11 protein-coding genes and 1 tRNA gene are annotated in these 15,906 nt (G+C 56.1%); 8 read left to right on the top strand and 4 right to left on the bottom strand.

Translation table 11 applies throughout. The annotated features are described in order from the left end of the window. Nucleotides 1-49 precede the first annotated feature (49 nt). Nucleotides 50-125 (top strand) — tRNA-Ala (locus K1Y02_19095). 93 nt (nt 126-218) lie between these two features. On the opposite strand, the gene K1Y02_19090 is transcribed toward K1Y02_19095, so the two are convergent. From K1Y02_19090 to K1Y02_19080, 3 genes are all read right to left on the bottom strand, one after another. Next, the gene (locus tag K1Y02_19090; GenBank protein MBX7258477.1) at nt 219-1,235 is read right to left on the bottom strand and encodes a hypothetical protein; all 1,017 of its coding nucleotides are present in this window, start codon (nt 1,233-1,235) and stop codon (nt 219-221) included. Between the two features lie 157 nt (nt 1,236-1,392). Continuing rightward, nucleotides 1,393-3,561, bottom strand: a complete 2,169-nt coding sequence (locus K1Y02_19085) for an OmcA/MtrC family decaheme c-type cytochrome (protein MBX7258476.1) — start codon at nt 3,559-3,561, stop codon at nt 1,393-1,395. 394 nt (nt 3,562-3,955) lie between these two features. Then, a complete protein-coding gene (locus tag K1Y02_19080; protein MBX7258475.1) occupies nt 3,956-5,413 on the bottom strand; it encodes a cytochrome C in 1,458 nt (485 codons plus the stop codon). 890 nt (nt 5,414-6,303) lie between these two features. Between K1Y02_19080 and K1Y02_19075 the strand changes: the two genes are divergently transcribed. From K1Y02_19075 to ccsA, 7 genes are all read left to right on the top strand, one after another. After that, nucleotides 6,304-6,942 carry a hypothetical protein gene (locus K1Y02_19075; protein ID MBX7258474.1) on the top strand — a complete coding sequence of 213 codons (639 nt, stop codon included), beginning with the start codon at nt 6,304-6,306 and terminating at the stop codon, nt 6,940-6,942. A 71-nt stretch (nt 6,943-7,013) separates the two neighbouring features. Continuing rightward, nucleotides 7,014-8,675, top strand: coding sequence for a hypothetical protein (locus K1Y02_19070; GenBank protein ID MBX7258473.1), 1,662 nt, complete (start codon nt 7,014-7,016; stop codon nt 8,673-8,675). Nucleotides 8,676-8,698: 23 nt separating this feature from the next. Further along, nucleotides 8,699-9,724, top strand: coding sequence for a cytochrome c family protein (locus tag K1Y02_19065; GenBank protein MBX7258472.1), 1,026 nt, complete (start codon nt 8,699-8,701; stop codon nt 9,722-9,724). 37 nt (nt 9,725-9,761) lie between these two features. Next, nucleotides 9,762-10,361 (top strand): cytochrome c family protein, encoded by a 600-nt coding sequence (locus K1Y02_19060; GenBank protein MBX7258471.1) that lies wholly within the window; start codon nt 9,762-9,764, stop codon nt 10,359-10,361. 193 nt (nt 10,362-10,554) lie between these two features. Beyond that, entirely contained in the window at nt 10,555-11,874 is a 1,320-nt protein-coding gene (locus K1Y02_19055) for a hypothetical protein (GenBank protein ID MBX7258470.1), read from the top strand. A 9-nt stretch (nt 11,875-11,883) separates the two neighbouring features. Continuing rightward, nucleotides 11,884-13,035 (top strand): cytochrome c biogenesis protein ResB, encoded by a 1,152-nt coding sequence (locus K1Y02_19050; GenBank protein MBX7258469.1) that lies wholly within the window; start codon nt 11,884-11,886, stop codon nt 13,033-13,035. Next, nucleotides 13,032-15,008 carry a cytochrome c biogenesis protein CcsA gene (gene ccsA, locus K1Y02_19045; GenBank protein ID MBX7258468.1) on the top strand — a complete coding sequence of 659 codons (1,977 nt, stop codon included), beginning with the start codon at nt 13,032-13,034 and terminating at the stop codon, nt 15,006-15,008. The genes K1Y02_19050 and ccsA overlap by 4 nt, the downstream gene beginning before the upstream one ends. A 253-nt stretch (nt 15,009-15,261) precedes the next feature. Here the strand turns inward: ccsA and K1Y02_19040 are convergent, their stop codons facing one another. Then, nucleotides 15,262-15,408 carry a hypothetical protein gene (locus K1Y02_19040; GenBank protein ID MBX7258467.1) on the bottom strand — a complete coding sequence of 49 codons (147 nt, stop codon included), beginning with the start codon at nt 15,406-15,408 and terminating at the stop codon, nt 15,262-15,264. Between the last annotated feature and the right edge of the window lie 498 nt (nt 15,409-15,906).

The raw sequence follows: 15,906 nt of genomic DNA, 5'->3' as shown, positions 1-15,906 counted from the left end.
GTTTGTTACACTCTTATTTCGCGGATAAAGTTCGCAAGTTCATCTCGGGGGGGCTGTAGCTCAGTTGGGAGAGCGCTGCAATCGCACTGCAGAGGTCGTCGGTTCGATTCCGATCAGCTCCACCATTTTAACGATGGATACGAGGCCGTGGTAGCGTAGGACGCTGCCTCGGCCTTTTGCTTTTCTACGCGCCGCTGAGCTGACTCTGTAACGCTTCTTCAGGGGGTGGTCCGTGGAGATTCGGGCAGGCCTTCGGCTTTGCCGGAGGCGCACCAGAGGTCGAACACGGCATCGGTGTGCGGGGTCCAGCCCTGTTCCCCTAGTTTGCGATCGACAAACTGCTGCGAGAAGCTTGGTTTCCACTTCTGATACCGTTCAAAACGCGCCTGAACCAGCGGAGCCGTACGTTTGGGGCACACTTCCGATTCCAGCACGTGCATGACCTGGCTGCGCCGTGTCCCCATGAAGCGCGAACAGTTGTAAGACTCGTCAAACCCAGGGTTGACGAAGTCTCGTATGTCAATGGGCCGCGCAAGGGTCCATTTGTCTCCCGTGCGTACAAGTAGAGGGGTCGGCCCTTCAGAAAAAGACCGTGCCATCATCATACCCTGGAAATTAGCTTCAAGGTCGGCGTAGGAGTAGATTCCGTCTGTGAGGTTGCCGACAAGGTATCTTTCGTACCACATCCCCCACTCCACGGTCTTCTCCATCGCAACGTCCTCGGGGTAGCCCTCTTCGCGCAGGCGTACGTAGCGCTTGAAGTAGCGGCGGCCAAATCCGAAAAAGTGGCTGAGCTTGTCGATGCCCAGGTAGACATCGCCGATGCGAATGGTCCTTGCCATCGGAAGAATAAATGGAAACGATTTGGCGCTATAGATGCTCATTTCGAGGTGCTCGGGATAGCTGATGGTGGATGGCGGATAACGGTCGATATCCGGCGCGGTCATCACGAAATGGCGCAGACGTGAATCGAGAATGCTTCGGAACAAGTAGAGGTAAAGGTCTTGAGTGACTAGAGCAGCCGAGTGCTCTGCCCCGTGCAAGGCGTTTTCTTCTGCCAGGAAACGCTCGGTCTCTTGGTTGAGATACGTGTTTAGTGCCGGAGCCGAATCGCGCAGTTCGACATCCCATACGAGAAACTGGTCGGTTTCCGCAGCGAGAACGGTCTGAGAATACACCGACATCATGATTGTTGCAGTGCCAGACCCAACGGCTCGCAAGAATCCGCGACTCACAGTGTTGTCCCTCCATCGCTATTCTGCCTCAGATTCTGCGAGGAGACAAGAATGGTTGTCCGGCATGGCGGGCGCACAAAAGAAACGGGCCCGGCCATCCTTGGCCGGGCCCGTTAGGCTTCAAGACCGCATCATGTGATGCGATGGTGAGTGCGAGTTACGGATTCAAAGCGTGTATCTTCTCGACGTCGAAGTCTTTGTCCTCGCCGTGGCAGACAGCGCAGGTTTCGACGCCTTCATCCAGGTCGCTATTAAGCAGCGCGTGGAAGGTTGCCAGCATGCCGTCGTGGCACGTCGTGCACGCGGCTGTCTGTGGAAGCACTTCCGCGACCGTGTTGCCAGTCTGCGTGATGATTGTCGAGAGCGCTTCTTCCGGTGTCGGTACGGCGTAGGTATCCGGCAGGTGGCACATCTCGCACTCTTGGCGCAGGCCTGGGAACACAACTTCGCTGAAGTTCACCGGGTTCTGAGTGGCCGGTGCCGAGAAGAACCCGTAGATAGTGAGACCATTCTCCAGTTCTTCACCCGTATGGATGCTGTGGAGCATGTCTTTCAAGTTCACGGTCTCCGGCGGCATCGGCGGCGTGGGCGTACCAACGCGGCGAGCTTCGTCCGTCGTGTTGGGATTGTGGCACATCACACAATACTCGACGCCTTTGCGGCCTTCACCGTGCGCCCTGATTTCGTAGTGGCAGTTGTTGCACTTGGCTTCATCTACCACTTCGCGGCGAATGACCGGATTGCTGCCGTTCACGGTGAAGTACGTCACGGAAGCGTCAGACGTGCCTTGTGTCACGGTGGCGCCATCGTACGTGAAGGTACGGCGTGCATCGATACCCACTGCGTACGTGGCAGTTGAATTCGCCGGGATCAGATCAGCCACGTTGTTGAACGCGAACGTGTATGTACCATTTGCGTTGTTGACGAGGATGCCGCCAAGCGCACCGCCCTTCATCGTTCTGCGTGCGTACTTCTGGTATTCAGGCGCCGGAGATGCCAAGGTCGCTGCACAGGACCAGCCCGTGCCCGTGGTATCCCAGTTCACCCCGTTGCCGTTCTTGTCGGTGACGGTGAAGTGAATCTTGACCAACTTGTCGGCAGCGACTTTGCCGTCGAGAGCCGGGTTGTTAATCAACTCTACCTGCGTAATCTCGGTGTTCAGGCCAGGGGCGGCGCTGGATTCTGTCGGCAACGTGTGCTTATCCGCTGTAGGCGCTGTGCCGCCTGCAATGTGGCAGAAAACGCAGGAGCCTTCAGCAACCGGGGTCGTAACCTCTCCGTTGGAGTGGTTCGTGTAGCCCGCGGGCGTGGGAACCGTGCCGACATCGAAATGCGTACGGTCGTGACAGGAACCGCAACCAGCCTTGGTCGGATGCTCGAGATGGTACTGGTCGTCGATAGCTTTGCTGTCGCTCGAGTGGCAGACGGCGCAATTGCGGATGTCTTGCGGGAATTCAACTTCAGAGTAATTGTTCTCCGAATTGTTGAAACCGTAGATTATGTAATCGGTCCCGCCGATTACACTTGGGAGTTCAGCGCCACGGTGGATCTTGTGAATCATGATGGGCATATCCACCGAATTGCCGGACTGACCGTCGAAACTCTGAGAGTTGTGGCAAAGGATGCAGAGTTGAATCTCTCGGCGGTTGCCACCGTGGAGACCAAGACGCGTGTGGCACTTGTTACAGGTATCCGTTTCGACGACTTCGCGGGTCGCGGTAACGGTCTGGCCGTCCGGGCGGAACGTATAGATCGGATTTGCCGGATAGGTCAGTTCGTCTGCCGCGTAGTAACGCGTTATCTGCCCACCAAGCTGATGGGTCACATTCGTGCTGTAGTCTGACGGAATGACTTTCGCGAATCGGTACTCGAAGTTCCCGTCCGAAAGTTGGGTTAACCCATTCAAGCGAGCCGAGTCATAGGTTGCCTGCAGGGCTCCGTCGGAGGTAGAGGTCGTATAGCTGATGTACCGTGGAGTGGTACCGTCGGTCGGGGAATTGAGATAGTCCAAAATGAAGCGAACATCGGAGATTTCCGACTTCGCAATAAAGTTGCCGCGGCTATCCTTGGCCGTGAAGTTGACCACAGGCCGCCGGTCGGTGGGTATTGTAACTCCATTGATGGTAATCACTAGTCCGGGCGCTAGACCGCCAACGGGGCCGGGGCCTGGTACACCAGGAGTGCCGGGGTCTCCGGGAGGGCCCTCTGGCCCGGGAGGGCCCTGTGGGCCTGGTGTGGTGGGACAGCCTGTTGCCAGGAGCCCCAGCACCATCAAAAATGACATGAGTAGTGCGGTTTTTCGAATACCTGCGATTTGAATGCTCACGATAAAACCCCTTCTTTTCTGGCGTGAACGTTCAACCCATGGCAGATTGAATGTTCAAGCCACTCGGTATCACCCAATTTCGTACCCAATTACCGAGACTCACCCGTACTGACAAGCCTTGCTACCCTGTATACTACCCAGAGGCTACAAAGGGCAAAAAGCATAAGCATGAACTGTTCCAAGAATCACAACGTCTGTCCGTTTTGAGAAACCCATGATTTATTGGGCTTTCTTGCTGCTTTTTCAGGCGGCCCATTTCCATTCGACCCGAAATGTCTCCGAAACAATGCTCAAGTGAGCAAATGTGCTCAGACAAATGTGTCCTGAGATGTCGTCAATTGAACTGTCCGGATGAGCCCGGCAACCGCTGGTTTTCAGCCGGTATTCCGAAGTGCTATTGGATTCCAAGGTCAGATAGGACTTGCGGGTTCTCTTCTTCCATAGCCAGGACACCGTGGCAGAGTGTGCAGTCTTGGCTAATGGTCCGCCCGTCGTCGGTCGTGTGATTACCGTCGTGGCATCGGAAGCAGCCGGGGAAGTCAGTATGGCCGATATTGTTAATATAGGTCCCCCACGTCACGTCCATGGCAGGAAATACGTTACGTTTGTAAATACCCTGAACTTCGTCGATGGCCTTCTTCACACGGTCTGCGTTTGCGTCGTACGTATCTGCAAAAGTCTCGCGGAAGTGAGTTTCGAGTTTTTGCGAAATCCCATCAAGGTCTGCCGCCTTATCTTCTCCCTTCGCTGCCTGAAGTGCCTCGACGCCGACACGCTTGATGCCTGGCAGGGTGGCGTCGATTAGACCTTGAGTGAGTGCCTTGTCCATCGCGGGTCCGGGCAGGTCGAAGACGTGTGTAGGCCGATTATGACAATCGATGCAATCCATAATGCGTGTCTCGCCCTGTGCCAATTGTTCGGGCGTGTACTCAGTCCCCTGCATCTTGAACTCGGAGATACTGCCATCCGGTTCTTTGACGCGGACCAAGGCGATTTCCTGTCGCTGGCGGTCCACCGATACGTAGGTGGTTTCACGCCGCGGATCGATATGCCAACTGTGAATTCCGTGATTCTGGTTGGAGCCGCCTCCGATGTGCATCAGGAGGGCCGTGTAGGTTGGCGAATTTGCGTCGTCGTCGCCGTATTTCTTGATGACGCGAAGTCGGTCGCCGGTAAACTTGGCGGGCCAATGGCACTGTTCGCAGGTGTCGCGGGAGGGCCGCAGATTCTCGACCGGCGTTGGGATTGGATGTTCGTATGTATTGAAGGTAACGGCGAACAACTGGCCGACACCCGACAACTTCGATTTCACAAACCAGGGAGCGCCGGGACCGATATGGCATGCGACGCACTCCACCCTCCCGTGGGGCGATGCAGCGTGTGCCACAGACTCCGGCTCCATCACCGTGTGACAGACTTTGCCGCAAAACTCAGCCGAGTCCATGTAGACGACGCTTTGATAGCTGGTCGCGCCCACAATAAACAGGTTCGCCAGCGAGAGAAAGAGGACCATCCCTGCCACTTGGCGCGTTTTGGGGCTGTTGAAATCGAGCTTGGGTAGGGGTACATCGCCGGTAGGCCGGGCCTCTTTGCCCAGTTTCTGGTCCCGGCGGTGCTGCCAAAGCGTTCCCAACAGTATTAGAATCAGGCCAAAGATGAACCCCGCAGGCATGACGACAAAGGTGATGATCCCCAGATAGGGGGACATGAGAATCCCGGAGAGTTCCAGGGAAAAAAGGACGAAGATCGTGATGGCGCTAATGGTGGTTACGGTGGCACCCAAAATAGTGACGGTATTGCGCCCAAGAAACCACAAGAATGAAGCAACAATAGAGATGAGTCTGGATACCATGTAGCTAGCCTTCCACACTGGTTTTGAACGGTTCACGATGCCGTTCATCATAACAGGAAATCAAAACACGACCGCTACCTCACTCGATCTGGCATGAGGCGAGCGGGTCAAAACGTCTTGTTTACTGCCTGGGAGTCACCACCTGGAGACAAAACTCCAGTTCCTTCACGCTACTAAGTAGCATCATGGATGGGAGCAAGTTGAATGCCATCTCCCGGCGTACACCAATACGCAACAGGGAACGTACAGGAAGACTAGGTGTTGATATGTTGTGCGCGAGTCTGGAGTATAGGTGTCAGAATCAGAGGATGTGTTCGTTTGCGCATCTTTGCTCTGAGCAATTGTGTCATCTTTGAACAGGCTAGGCTTCGACTCCAGGTCTATTTTGCAGTCAGGAAGCAAGGGCCGAAATCCGTCGATGTCCATAGTAGTACTTCGGGAAAAGAACGGGATAGGCCTTTATTTTCAAAGAAATATCAAAGATCAAACGCACGAGTGCGCGCGGCATTCCCGGTAATTGAGGCAAGCCAGAGTGGACAGCGTCAATCCGGCATCTAAATTGCTTAACGGCATGATGTCCTATGGCTTAGCTGTATCATGTCACGGACAAGGCAAAACGCGTGGCGTTCGCAGTACTCGATGTCAATTGCATTAATCAGTAGACATTTGGGGACATTTCTGGTAATTTTGGTGTTGCAGACGGGGTGATCTCAGCGGCAAGGGCTTTAAAAATGCCTCAAGCATCAATACGTACGCGGTTTGGATGGGCTATCTGTGCGCTTTTGACGTTGGGATTGGGCCTTTTTGGAGCGGGGTGCCCTACCAATACAGGTACAGTCGGAAGCGCAACGACCTGCCTTGCATGTCACAATGGGCGCACAGCTCAGAACATGAGTTCCTTCCTCTTCAGCGCACACAAGAATATTGAATGTATCACGTGCCATCCGGGGGCTGCTGCCCACGTTCAGAGCGGGGGATTGGGCGGAGACCTGATTAATCCCGCGAATGGTCCGCTTGAGGCTTCATTCAGCGCATGCGCTGGGTGTCACGAAAGCCAAGTAACGGAATACGTGCAGAGCGTTCACTACACATCCCGCAGGGTTGCCTGCTATGACTGCCATGATGTTCACTCCCCGTTGGAAACAAAGGGGCCATTCAAGAACAATCTTCTGTGTATTTCCTGTCACGTGGCAGATGGGTTCACGTCGAATGCCGCCGTGGAGCAGCACACGTTCCACCCCGTCGATCCTTCGGGCACGGGCGAAAGCCGTTGCACGCTCTGCCATATGCCTCCAAAGGGTCGTACCGACCAAGACGATGGGCCGCACGACCACACATTTGCGACGTTACCTCCCTCCTACTCCGCGGACGCGGCGAATAATGGAGTAACGCCGGTTCCCCCGAATTCGTGCGCGGGGACGATTGGTTGTCATGATGGAACGACGCCAAACACGCCCGTTTTCGATGTGGACGATCCGGCACAGATGAATGCGCTTCAAGCTATATATGATTTTTGGTTCACCAGCTAGGCGGTAAATGCAGTTAGTCTGAACGACTTGGATACAAGGCGGGAGTTCGAGCGGTGCGGAAGGAGAATTCGATGCGCTTGAAATGGTGGGGCGGCGCAACATGCCTTGGCCAACGTATCGTAATCGCGAGTCTACTGGGTGCGATCGCTCTCTGGAATTCACCTGCGTTGGGGCAGGAGAAAGCTCCGGAAGCCGCGGCGCCTGCCGCAGAAACGCCGGCAGCTCCGGCGGAGACGCCTGCTGCCGCTCCATCCGAAGAGACGCCGGCGGACGCCCCGGCAAAGGATAGCTCCTGGTTGCACGGTAGCTTTCAAACCGAGTTTGACGGGGCATGGTCCGATGACGACCGCGATCTCAACATGGACCAGACGCTTGAGCTAAACGTGGATTTCCCGAACAACGACAAGATGCGTGTTCGCAGTATGTTCTGGGTTTGGGAGGATTTCGATTCGGAAAGCGATTCGCTTCGTTCGTTGAATGACAATTATGACTCCGACATCCAGGGAAGGCCACTCCACCTGTATCTGGAGATCGACGATCTGTGGGGCGAGTCCACCCTTCGCGTTGGACGGCAGCGAATTCTGGAGGGAGCGGCGTTCAATCGAATCGACGGTGTCTATTTCAAGAAGCAGACGGAGCGCGGAGTGGATTGGTACGTGTTTGGCGGTATGCGCGCATCGCTTCATGAGGAAGACTTCAACGACCCTGTGTTTGGCGGGGGCGTTGCGTTTCAGATGACACCCAAGACGCGTGTCGCAATCGACGGGTATTGGGTGAACGAGGACAGAAACCACTCGCGTGAATGGCGAATTCCGCGATTGAGTTATTACCTGTATCGCGACTATCCGCGCGATGACTACGACTCTTTCGAAGACGGCGTGCTTTCGTTGAGCCTGTGGCAACAAATCACAACGAATTGGCGCTTGTTCAGCCGTCTCGACCTCAATAACGGCGCTGGCGATGAAATCACCATGCGGGTGACGGGGTACGTTCCCGCGTGGGACGTGACGGTCGAGGCCACTTACCGAAGACTCTTTGACGAGATCGAGGACCGGGCGAACGACCTAACGAGCTACTACCGAATCCTCGGGCCTCAGGAAGAGTATGATGACTTCCTCTTGGCGCTGTACAAGCCCATCACGAAGCGCATCACGCTGTCGGTGGAAGGTCAGATACACAATGTGGATTCCAACTTCCCCACGACGTTCCTGACGCGCTGGTCGAAGGATTATGACTACGCCTATAGAACCAATCTCGATTACACACGCGCATCTGCAACGCTCACGGTGGCTCAACTGGTGTGGGGAATCGACACCAGTTTTACCGCCGAGGTGTGGGACGTCGAGACTCGCGATTCTTCCTGGTCGGTCGGGGCCGAGTTCGAGAAGAAGTGGGATACTCTGACCCTGACGTTTGCGGCGGAGTACCTGCGGTATGAGGGACAGTACTCGGCTTATGACTTCTTCCCGAACTGGCAAAATGAGGCCAGGCGGGTGTTTTCCTCGCTATTCCCGGGCAGTAGCTCCACGTTTTACGTCGATAACAATTTCTTAGTGAATTTGAAAGACGTAAAACCAGTCAATACCAATGAGGACGTATTCTCATTGTCGTTGGAGGGTAAGTGGGCGTTTCGCAAGAACCAGGAAGTCAATCTTGGTTTGACCTTTGAAGACGACGATACTGCGGACTCGCCTTTGTGGCGGGTTCAAGCAGGCTATGCGCTTCGGTTTTGAGCATGCATAGGGAGAATATTCGGATGACGCAACGTCCTCGGTTGAAGTGGGTCGCTGTAGCCCTCGGGGTCAGTGTATTCGTGGGAGCGTGTGTGACGCTCACGAATCCCAAGGCCACGAAGGTGGATAGAGGCGTGCGAGTGAATCACGCGTTCCATGCGGAGCAAGGACTGGATTGTTCGACCTGCCACGAAGCGCAGGAAGGACACTTCACGTTCCCGACACACGACATTTGCTCGACGTGTCACGAGATCAACGTGGACCAGCCGAGCAAAGAAGCGTGCGGCGTGTGCCATACCAACGAGGAATACGACATCAAAGAGTTTGTGAAGCCCTTGAAAGGCGACCTGAAGTTCTCTCATGACCCGCACGTGGCGAAGATACAAGACTGTAAAACGTGCCACGCCGATCCGGACAAGGGTGCGCTGCCTGCGGGTCCCCAGAAGCCCGTCTGCATGGAGTGCCATGGTAAGACGGATCGAAAGTTGAATGAGTGTTCGGTGTGTCACAATGAGATCAACCAGAAGACGAAACCTATGTTCCGGTCGGGAATGAGAATTCCGCACGACAATCCCGAGACGTGGAAACGCGTGCATGGCAGCGAGTCTAAGGTCGATCCGAAGTATTGCGCGTTGTGTCACACGGAGCAGTCCTATTGCGATACGTGCCACACCACTACTGCGCCAGACAATCACACGCTGGCGTGGCGGAAGAAGACGCACGGTATTGAAGCGGGCTGGAACCGGAACTCGTGCGCGGTGTGTCACGAAGAGAGCACGTGCACGAAGTGTCATCAAAACACCAAACCCGAGTCGCACAAGGCGAGTTGGGGAGGTCCGATCAACAATCACTGCACGTCGTGCCATTACCCGCCGACCAAGACGGGGTGCACGGTGTGTCATGAATCGGTCGATCACAAGTCCGCGATACCGTCGCCGCATCGGGCATTGCTCTATCCGCCGAACTGCCGGAAGTGCCACCCGGGCGGGTCGCCAATGAGGGCTCCGCATCCGAGCAATAGTTCGGTGCGTTGTGAAATCTGTCACTAAAAGGTTATATGTAGTAATCAACATTGGAGGGTTGAGTATGCGCAGGATAGCGATCCTGACAGTTCTTGGTATGTGCAGTGCCGTATTTGGCGTATTGATGAGCAGCCCGGTGCAGGCAGCCGACGAATATGTCGGACAGGGCCAGTGCAAGGTCTGCCACAACAAGGCCGCAGAAGGCGAACAGTGGAACAAGTGGAAAGCGGAAAAGCACGCAAAGGCGTTCGAAACGCTGAAGTCCCCGGAAGCGGAAAAAATCGCGAAGGACAAAGGGCTTGCGAAGCCTGCTTCTGAATCGCCCGAATGCCTGAAGTGCCACGTGACCGGTTACGACGCAGCCGCGGCTGCGCCCCCGGCGAAGATCGTCCCCGCCGATGGCGTTCAGTGTGAAACTTGTCATGGTCCTGGTTCGCAGCACATGGATGCAGGCAAGAAGAAGATGTTCAAGAAGGATGAGTCGGTCGATCCGAAGCAGTTTGTCGCGAAGATCGATGAGAGCACCTGCACGAAGTGCCATAATTCCGAGTCGCCGACCTGGAAAGAAGACAAGTATACGAAGAAGGATGGAACGAAGACCGGTTTCGATTTCGAACAGGCCAAAGAGAAGATCTCCCATCCGAATCCCACGAAGAAGAAATAGTGACCTTGCGGCTCTCGTGCCGCTTCGATAACCTTCATGCAGCCTGCGGACATCTCGCGTGACCGCAGGCTGTGTTTTATGAGATACTCACACTCCCCATGCTGCATGGGAACAGACAAGGCTGGTAGGCAACGGGCGTAGAAGTCGGACCACCGACGTTCTCCGCCCACGACATAAGTGGGAAGTCTCAATCATGTTCAAGCAAATGTATCGGCTAGCCAAGATGCTGCGCGCGATTGGAACCCTGGCGCTCGTGGGAGTGATGGTGAGTTCCTGCAGCGACTCCGGCTCTACTCAAGACATTACTGAATCTCGCACCGTGGCCCCACCATCCGCTTCAGGGATGCCGTCTGGTCAGCCAGCGGGCATGCCAGCCGGCATGCAGGCGGGGCTGGGCGCGCCGGAAGGCGCGGCTACCGCCTACACGTGGGATGTTCCCGAAGGTTGGGAGAAGATCCCTCCCACGTCAACACGGATAGCCAATTTCAAGATTGGGGCCGACACCGAGTGCTACCTGACCGTTCTCCCCGGCATGGGTGGTGGTCCGGAGGCGAATGTAAACCGGTGGCGCAAGCAGATGTCGCAGGCTGATTACACGGCGGAGGAGTTCGCCGCGCTTGAGAAGAAGACCATACTGGAAAAGGAAGCCATAATCGCGTCGTTTGATGGTACCTATGTCGGTATGGGAGGCTCTGAGAACAAGAGTGACTACGCGCTATTGGGCGCAATCTTCGACGACGGCGGCAATGCCGTGTTCATTAAGATGGTAGGTCCGAAGGCTACCGTAGACGCCGAGCGTGAGCACTTCAATGCGTTTTGTCAATCCCTTAAGCGATCCGAATCCGCTGCGGCCGGTTCGGCGCTTCCGGAGGGACACCCCAGTCTGGGCATGTTCACCGTAGACGAAAACTCCACAATGCCCGCCGGACACCCTGATGTGAGCGCTGAGGTGCCTGCCGGGGACTCGCAGCTTCCTGCGGGCCACCCCGAAGTGGGTGCGATGCCAACTCCGGGTGATTCTCAATTGCCCACTGGTCATCCGCCCATTGACGCTTCCTCCCCATCCGGTGCGATGCCGGCACCGGCAGTATTGACGTGGACGGCGCCGGATACCTGGAAACCGGCCCCTGAGAAGGCCATGCGCGTTGTTACCTTTACAATCGGCGAGAGCGGACAAACGGAGTGCTACATAACGTCGGTCTCGAAGGCTGCGGGTGGCGCAGAAGAGAACATCAACCTGCTGCGCCGACAGATGGGACAAGAGCCGCTCGATGCCGCCGGTGTCGAGGCATTGCCCAAAGTGACTGTGCTGGGGCAGCCGTCGCCGTTCCTTGAAGTCCAGGGGGCGTATACCGGAATGGACGGCTCTAAGCGAGAGAATTATTTGATGTATGCCGTTGTTTCGCCCGCGGATGAGAGGACTGTGTTCGTTAAGCTTACCGGACCGGAAGCTGAAGTCAAGGCAGAACGCGACCGGTTTGTGGCGTTCTGCGAATCGCTGAAGATACCGTAGGTGTCAGCGATGTCTTCACTATTGCGAGCACCCCTGCGAATAGCGGGGTCGTACTGGATCACGATAGCGACTCTGTTTCTCCTGCTCGTGCTCACCTTTTTGGGAACGCTGGAGCAGGTGGAGCATGGCCTGTACGTGACGCAGCAGAAGTACTTCAATTCGATCTTTCTGTTGCATCAATTCGGGGATACCCCCATCATCCTCCCGCTTCCGGGTGTGTACCTGCTCTTGATTGTCCTTGCGGTGAATCTCACGTGCGGGGCACTCATTCGATTGCCGCGGGCGTGGTCTCATGCGGGGGTCTGGATTTCCCATCTTGGGATACTCGTCCTATTGGCGGGCGGCCTTGTAACGTTCAAGAGTTCCGTGGACGGCCATTTGACCTTCTACGAGGGCGAGTCCTCCGATGAGTTCCAGAGCTACGGCGATTGGGAAATCATGATTGCCCAAGTCGGCGAGACCAATGCGCGGGTGATCCCCGGCACGAGTTTCTCCCACCTGGCTCCGGGGCAATCCAGCACATTCAAGTCTGCTGATCTGCCCTTCACGCTGACGATTTCGGATTTCACGCCCAATTCCATGCTTACCCAGGAGCAGGGTTCCGGCCGCGTGGTAAATGGCATGGCTCTCAAGGCGTTGGAGCGCGATCCGGAACAGGAAAGAAATGTTGCAGGTGTGTACGTGACCCTTCGCGATACGGCAAGCGGCGCCGAGCAGCAGGGAATTCTGTGGGGGATGGCGCGCAATCCATTTCAAGCGAAGGTTGGCGACAAGACGTGGACGTTCACGCTGCAAAAGCGCCGGTGGAAATTGCCGTTTATGGTCAAGCTGGACAAGTTCGAGCGTGAACTGTATCCGGGAACCAATATGCCGAAGGCATTCAGCAGCGACGTAACCGTGACTGAAGGTTCCACGGTGCAGAAGTTCCACATCGCGATGAACAAGCCCCTGCGTTATCGCGGATACACGCTGTTTCAGGCTTCGTGGGGGCCACAAGACGCGAGGCCTGGCGAACCGCTGTTTTCATCGCTTGCCGTGGTGAAAAACCCCGCAGACCAATGGCCGCTTTATGCGTGTGTCATCATCACCATTGGTTTGCTCTTCCATTTTGGTCTGAGGTTGCTGGCTTACTTGCAGCAACAACGGGAGAGCCGCACATGATCGGAATGTACAGGCGTGCTGTCGCATACCTCGCGCTTTGCGTGATGACAGTACTCGCAGCGGACAGCGCTCTGTCTGAGACGCGCTGGCCGAAGGCCGTGCAGCGCGAATTCGCATCGCTGGGGATTCAAGACGGAGGCCGTATCAAGCCGCTCGAAACGTATGCGAGTGTCGAGTTGCTCCAGTTCAACGGGCGCCGTTCGATAAAGGACACAAGCGGTGCGTCGCTTTCCCCCATGGAGTGGTTTCTAGATTGTCTCTTCTTCCCGGAAGACGCAAAACAGTACAAGTCTTTCCTCGTCGAGAATCCAGATGTGATGGCCATGTTGAGTCTGAATTCGGAGAAGGATCGGGACCGTTTTTCGTACAACGACTTGGCCCCAGCTCGAATGACTCTGTTCCAATTGGCCAATCAGTACGCTGCCATTCCCGACAAGGATCGTGCGACGGCGCAGACTCAAATACTCAATCTGGCGCACAATGTGGCGGATTTCGAAGCGCTGACGGGATTCATGCATTTCGCTCAGCACCCGGTGTCCATTCCAAATTCCGATGCCATCAAAGAGATCTTTGGAGGGAAGGCCGAGGTGCGATTGAGCGAGATCCTGGCGCAAGCTCCGGCATTGCAGCAGGCGCTCATGCAGGCCAGCACAACAGGCGGAACGGCGTCGCAAGACCTACGGGGATTCCTCTCCGCAATCGATGCGATACTCTCGCATGCTGATGTGCTTGCTATCATTCCTCCGGCGGCAGGCGGCAAGGGGCAGAGCTGGTTCTCCCCCGCCACACTTGCCGAGTCCGCGTTTTCGCAAGATAAGATTGATGACACCCAAATTGCGACGGTAGCGGCACTCGAGACGCTGTCCGTTTCGAAACCGGATAGTCCCGAGTTTGCGGCGGCTGCTGGAGAGTTGCACCGCGCGACCGTCTCCTTGGCGACTGGACGGGGCGAATACAGGACCATCCCGCTGGAATTGATCTACCAAAAGGCAGACTTCTTCTGGTACAGCCTATATTTCTACGTGTTCTCCTTTGTATTGGTGGCGATATCCTGGATGGCCCCGAAAAACAAGACGTTGGGGCTGCTTAACGTTGTTGCCGTCTTGATTCCGACCTGTTTGTTGGTCTGCGGTGTCGTTCTTCGCTGCATTATCCGTTCACGGCCGCCCGTGACCACCTTGTACGAGACCATTCTTTTCATCACGGCCACGGCGGTAATTGTCGCCTTGTTCATGGAATATGCGGACCGGCGTCGAGTTGCTTTGTCGCTGGCGTCGATCCTGGGTGTGCTCGGCGTGTTCCTGGCCAACAAGTACGAGGTCGTGGAGCGCGGCGACACCATGCCAAGTATGATTGCCGTGCTCGATACGAACTTCTGGCTCTCGACACACGTGACGACTGTGACTATGGGATACGCGGCTGGTCTGCTTGCGTCGGCGGTGGCGCATGTTTATGTGCTCTCCGCCGCACTGGGCCTAAAGCGGAATGACCCTGGCTACTACCACGCGCTCACGCGCATGACCTACGGCGTGATGTGTTTCGGGTTGCTGTTTGCCACGGTGGGCACGGTGTTGGGAGGCATTTGGGCGAACAACAGTTGGGGGCGGTTCTGGGGATGGGACCCCAAGGAAAACGGCGCCCTCATGATCGTGCTGTGGCTCTTGATAGTGCTGCATGCACGAATTGCAGGTTATATTCGCGACGGTGGTATCGCGATAGGCGCCATTTGCTGCGGGATGATCGTGGCCTTTTCCTGGTTCGGTGTGAACCTGCTCGGAGTCGGTTTGCACAGCTACGGATTTACAAGCGGAATTGCCACTGCCCTGAAGACATTCTACGGAATTGAAAGCGTGGTCTTGCTCCTGGCCGCCGCCGTGGCTCTGTGGCGGCCCGTCCCCGCCGGAGAACCTGAAACTTCATCAGGCAGCACGAACAACGCATCTACTCTACAAGCCAGCGATGTCCAATCGTAGGTTTCGCCCACTTGTCGTGACGAGCGGAGAGTCTCGGCTTTCGGTGTTCGCCTACCTGCGTGCCTAGCCCGGATTTCTCACAAACACACTCGCGCCTCTATCGTAACCAATGTGTTTGCGAGACTTGCGACGAGATACAAAGCGGTGCTCCGAACACAGAGTGTGTTCGCGACAAATCCTCGTGGCACAACCTCACGGTCTTGCATGTGAGCAATTTGCGTCGGCGCACAATCGCGCCGGTGCAAATTGCGGGCTAGATGAAGCCGAGGAAAAACGTTCCCAGGTCGAACCCCAAGAAGAGGAACTGGAACAGAGCGCCAAAGATGGACCCTATTCCGCCGAAAATTGGCTGAAGCGATTGGAGTAGATAGATGAGCGAGGCCAGATCGAAGTCACCCATTTGACGCCTTCTCCCGCTGTGCGCGGCCCCACCGAAGACAAGACTTGAACACCAAACCAAGCCTGCAGTGACCGCCGACTACACGATCATTGAACCCTATTGTACCGACTCCTGATGCTTAGCACAAGAGGATACGTTCGTTAAGCGCCTGATGTCCCTGGCGCGGCATAGCCGCACCCAAAAGACTCTCAACCACCGATAACACACCGACGATTCGACTCGACTCTCCAGAGCGCTGCAAGCGCGAAATACTCCAGCCTGGGGTGAGATTCGCGTCACCGACGCGAATTGAAACCCCAGGTACCCGCCCCACCCAACGAGCGCCCTGTCAGGGCGCAAGCACCACGCCGCAGTCATCGACTGCGGCGCTACCGGGGCCGCGTTTCGGCAAGTCGGCTCATGCAGGGTTTGTGACGTATGGGTCCACGCCGCGCGCCTCTTCCCTCTTGTCATTCCGAGTCCGCCCCAGGCGGACGAGGAATCTGGCTTAAACCTCTC

The sequence above is a fragment of the Candidatus Hydrogenedentota bacterium genome (assembly GCA_019695095.1).
Lineage (GTDB): Bacteria > Hydrogenedentota > Hydrogenedentia > Hydrogenedentales > SLHB01 > JAIBAQ01.
The sequence above is the reverse complement of the archived record's forward strand: the minus strand, read 5'-3'. Positions and strand labels throughout refer to the sequence as shown.

Excerpts from the sequence above, each read along its gene's own strand:
- ccsA (MBX7258468.1), top strand. The coding sequence starts at position 13,032 with ATGATCGGAATGTACAGGCGTGCTGTCGCATACCTCGCGCTTTGCGTG.
- K1Y02_19050 (MBX7258469.1), top strand. The coding sequence starts at position 11,884 with ATGTCTTCACTATTGCGAGCACCCCTGCGAATAGCGGGGTCGTACTGG.
- K1Y02_19075 (MBX7258474.1), top strand. The coding sequence starts at position 6,304 with ATGAGTTCCTTCCTCTTCAGCGCACACAAGAATATTGAATGTATCACG.
- K1Y02_19070 (MBX7258473.1), top strand. The coding sequence starts at position 7,014 with ATGCGCTTGAAATGGTGGGGCGGCGCAACATGCCTTGGCCAACGTATC.
- K1Y02_19055 (MBX7258470.1), top strand. The coding sequence starts at position 10,555 with ATGTTCAAGCAAATGTATCGGCTAGCCAAGATGCTGCGCGCGATTGGA.
- K1Y02_19065 (MBX7258472.1), top strand. The coding sequence starts at position 8,699 with ATGACGCAACGTCCTCGGTTGAAGTGGGTCGCTGTAGCCCTCGGGGTC.
- K1Y02_19060 (MBX7258471.1), top strand. The coding sequence starts at position 9,762 with ATGCGCAGGATAGCGATCCTGACAGTTCTTGGTATGTGCAGTGCCGTA.
- K1Y02_19040 (MBX7258467.1), bottom strand. The coding sequence starts at position 15,408 with ATGGGTGACTTCGATCTGGCCTCGCTCATCTATCTACTCCAATCGCTT.
- K1Y02_19080 (MBX7258475.1), bottom strand. The coding sequence starts at position 5,413 with ATGGTATCCAGACTCATCTCTATTGTTGCTTCATTCTTGTGGTTTCTT.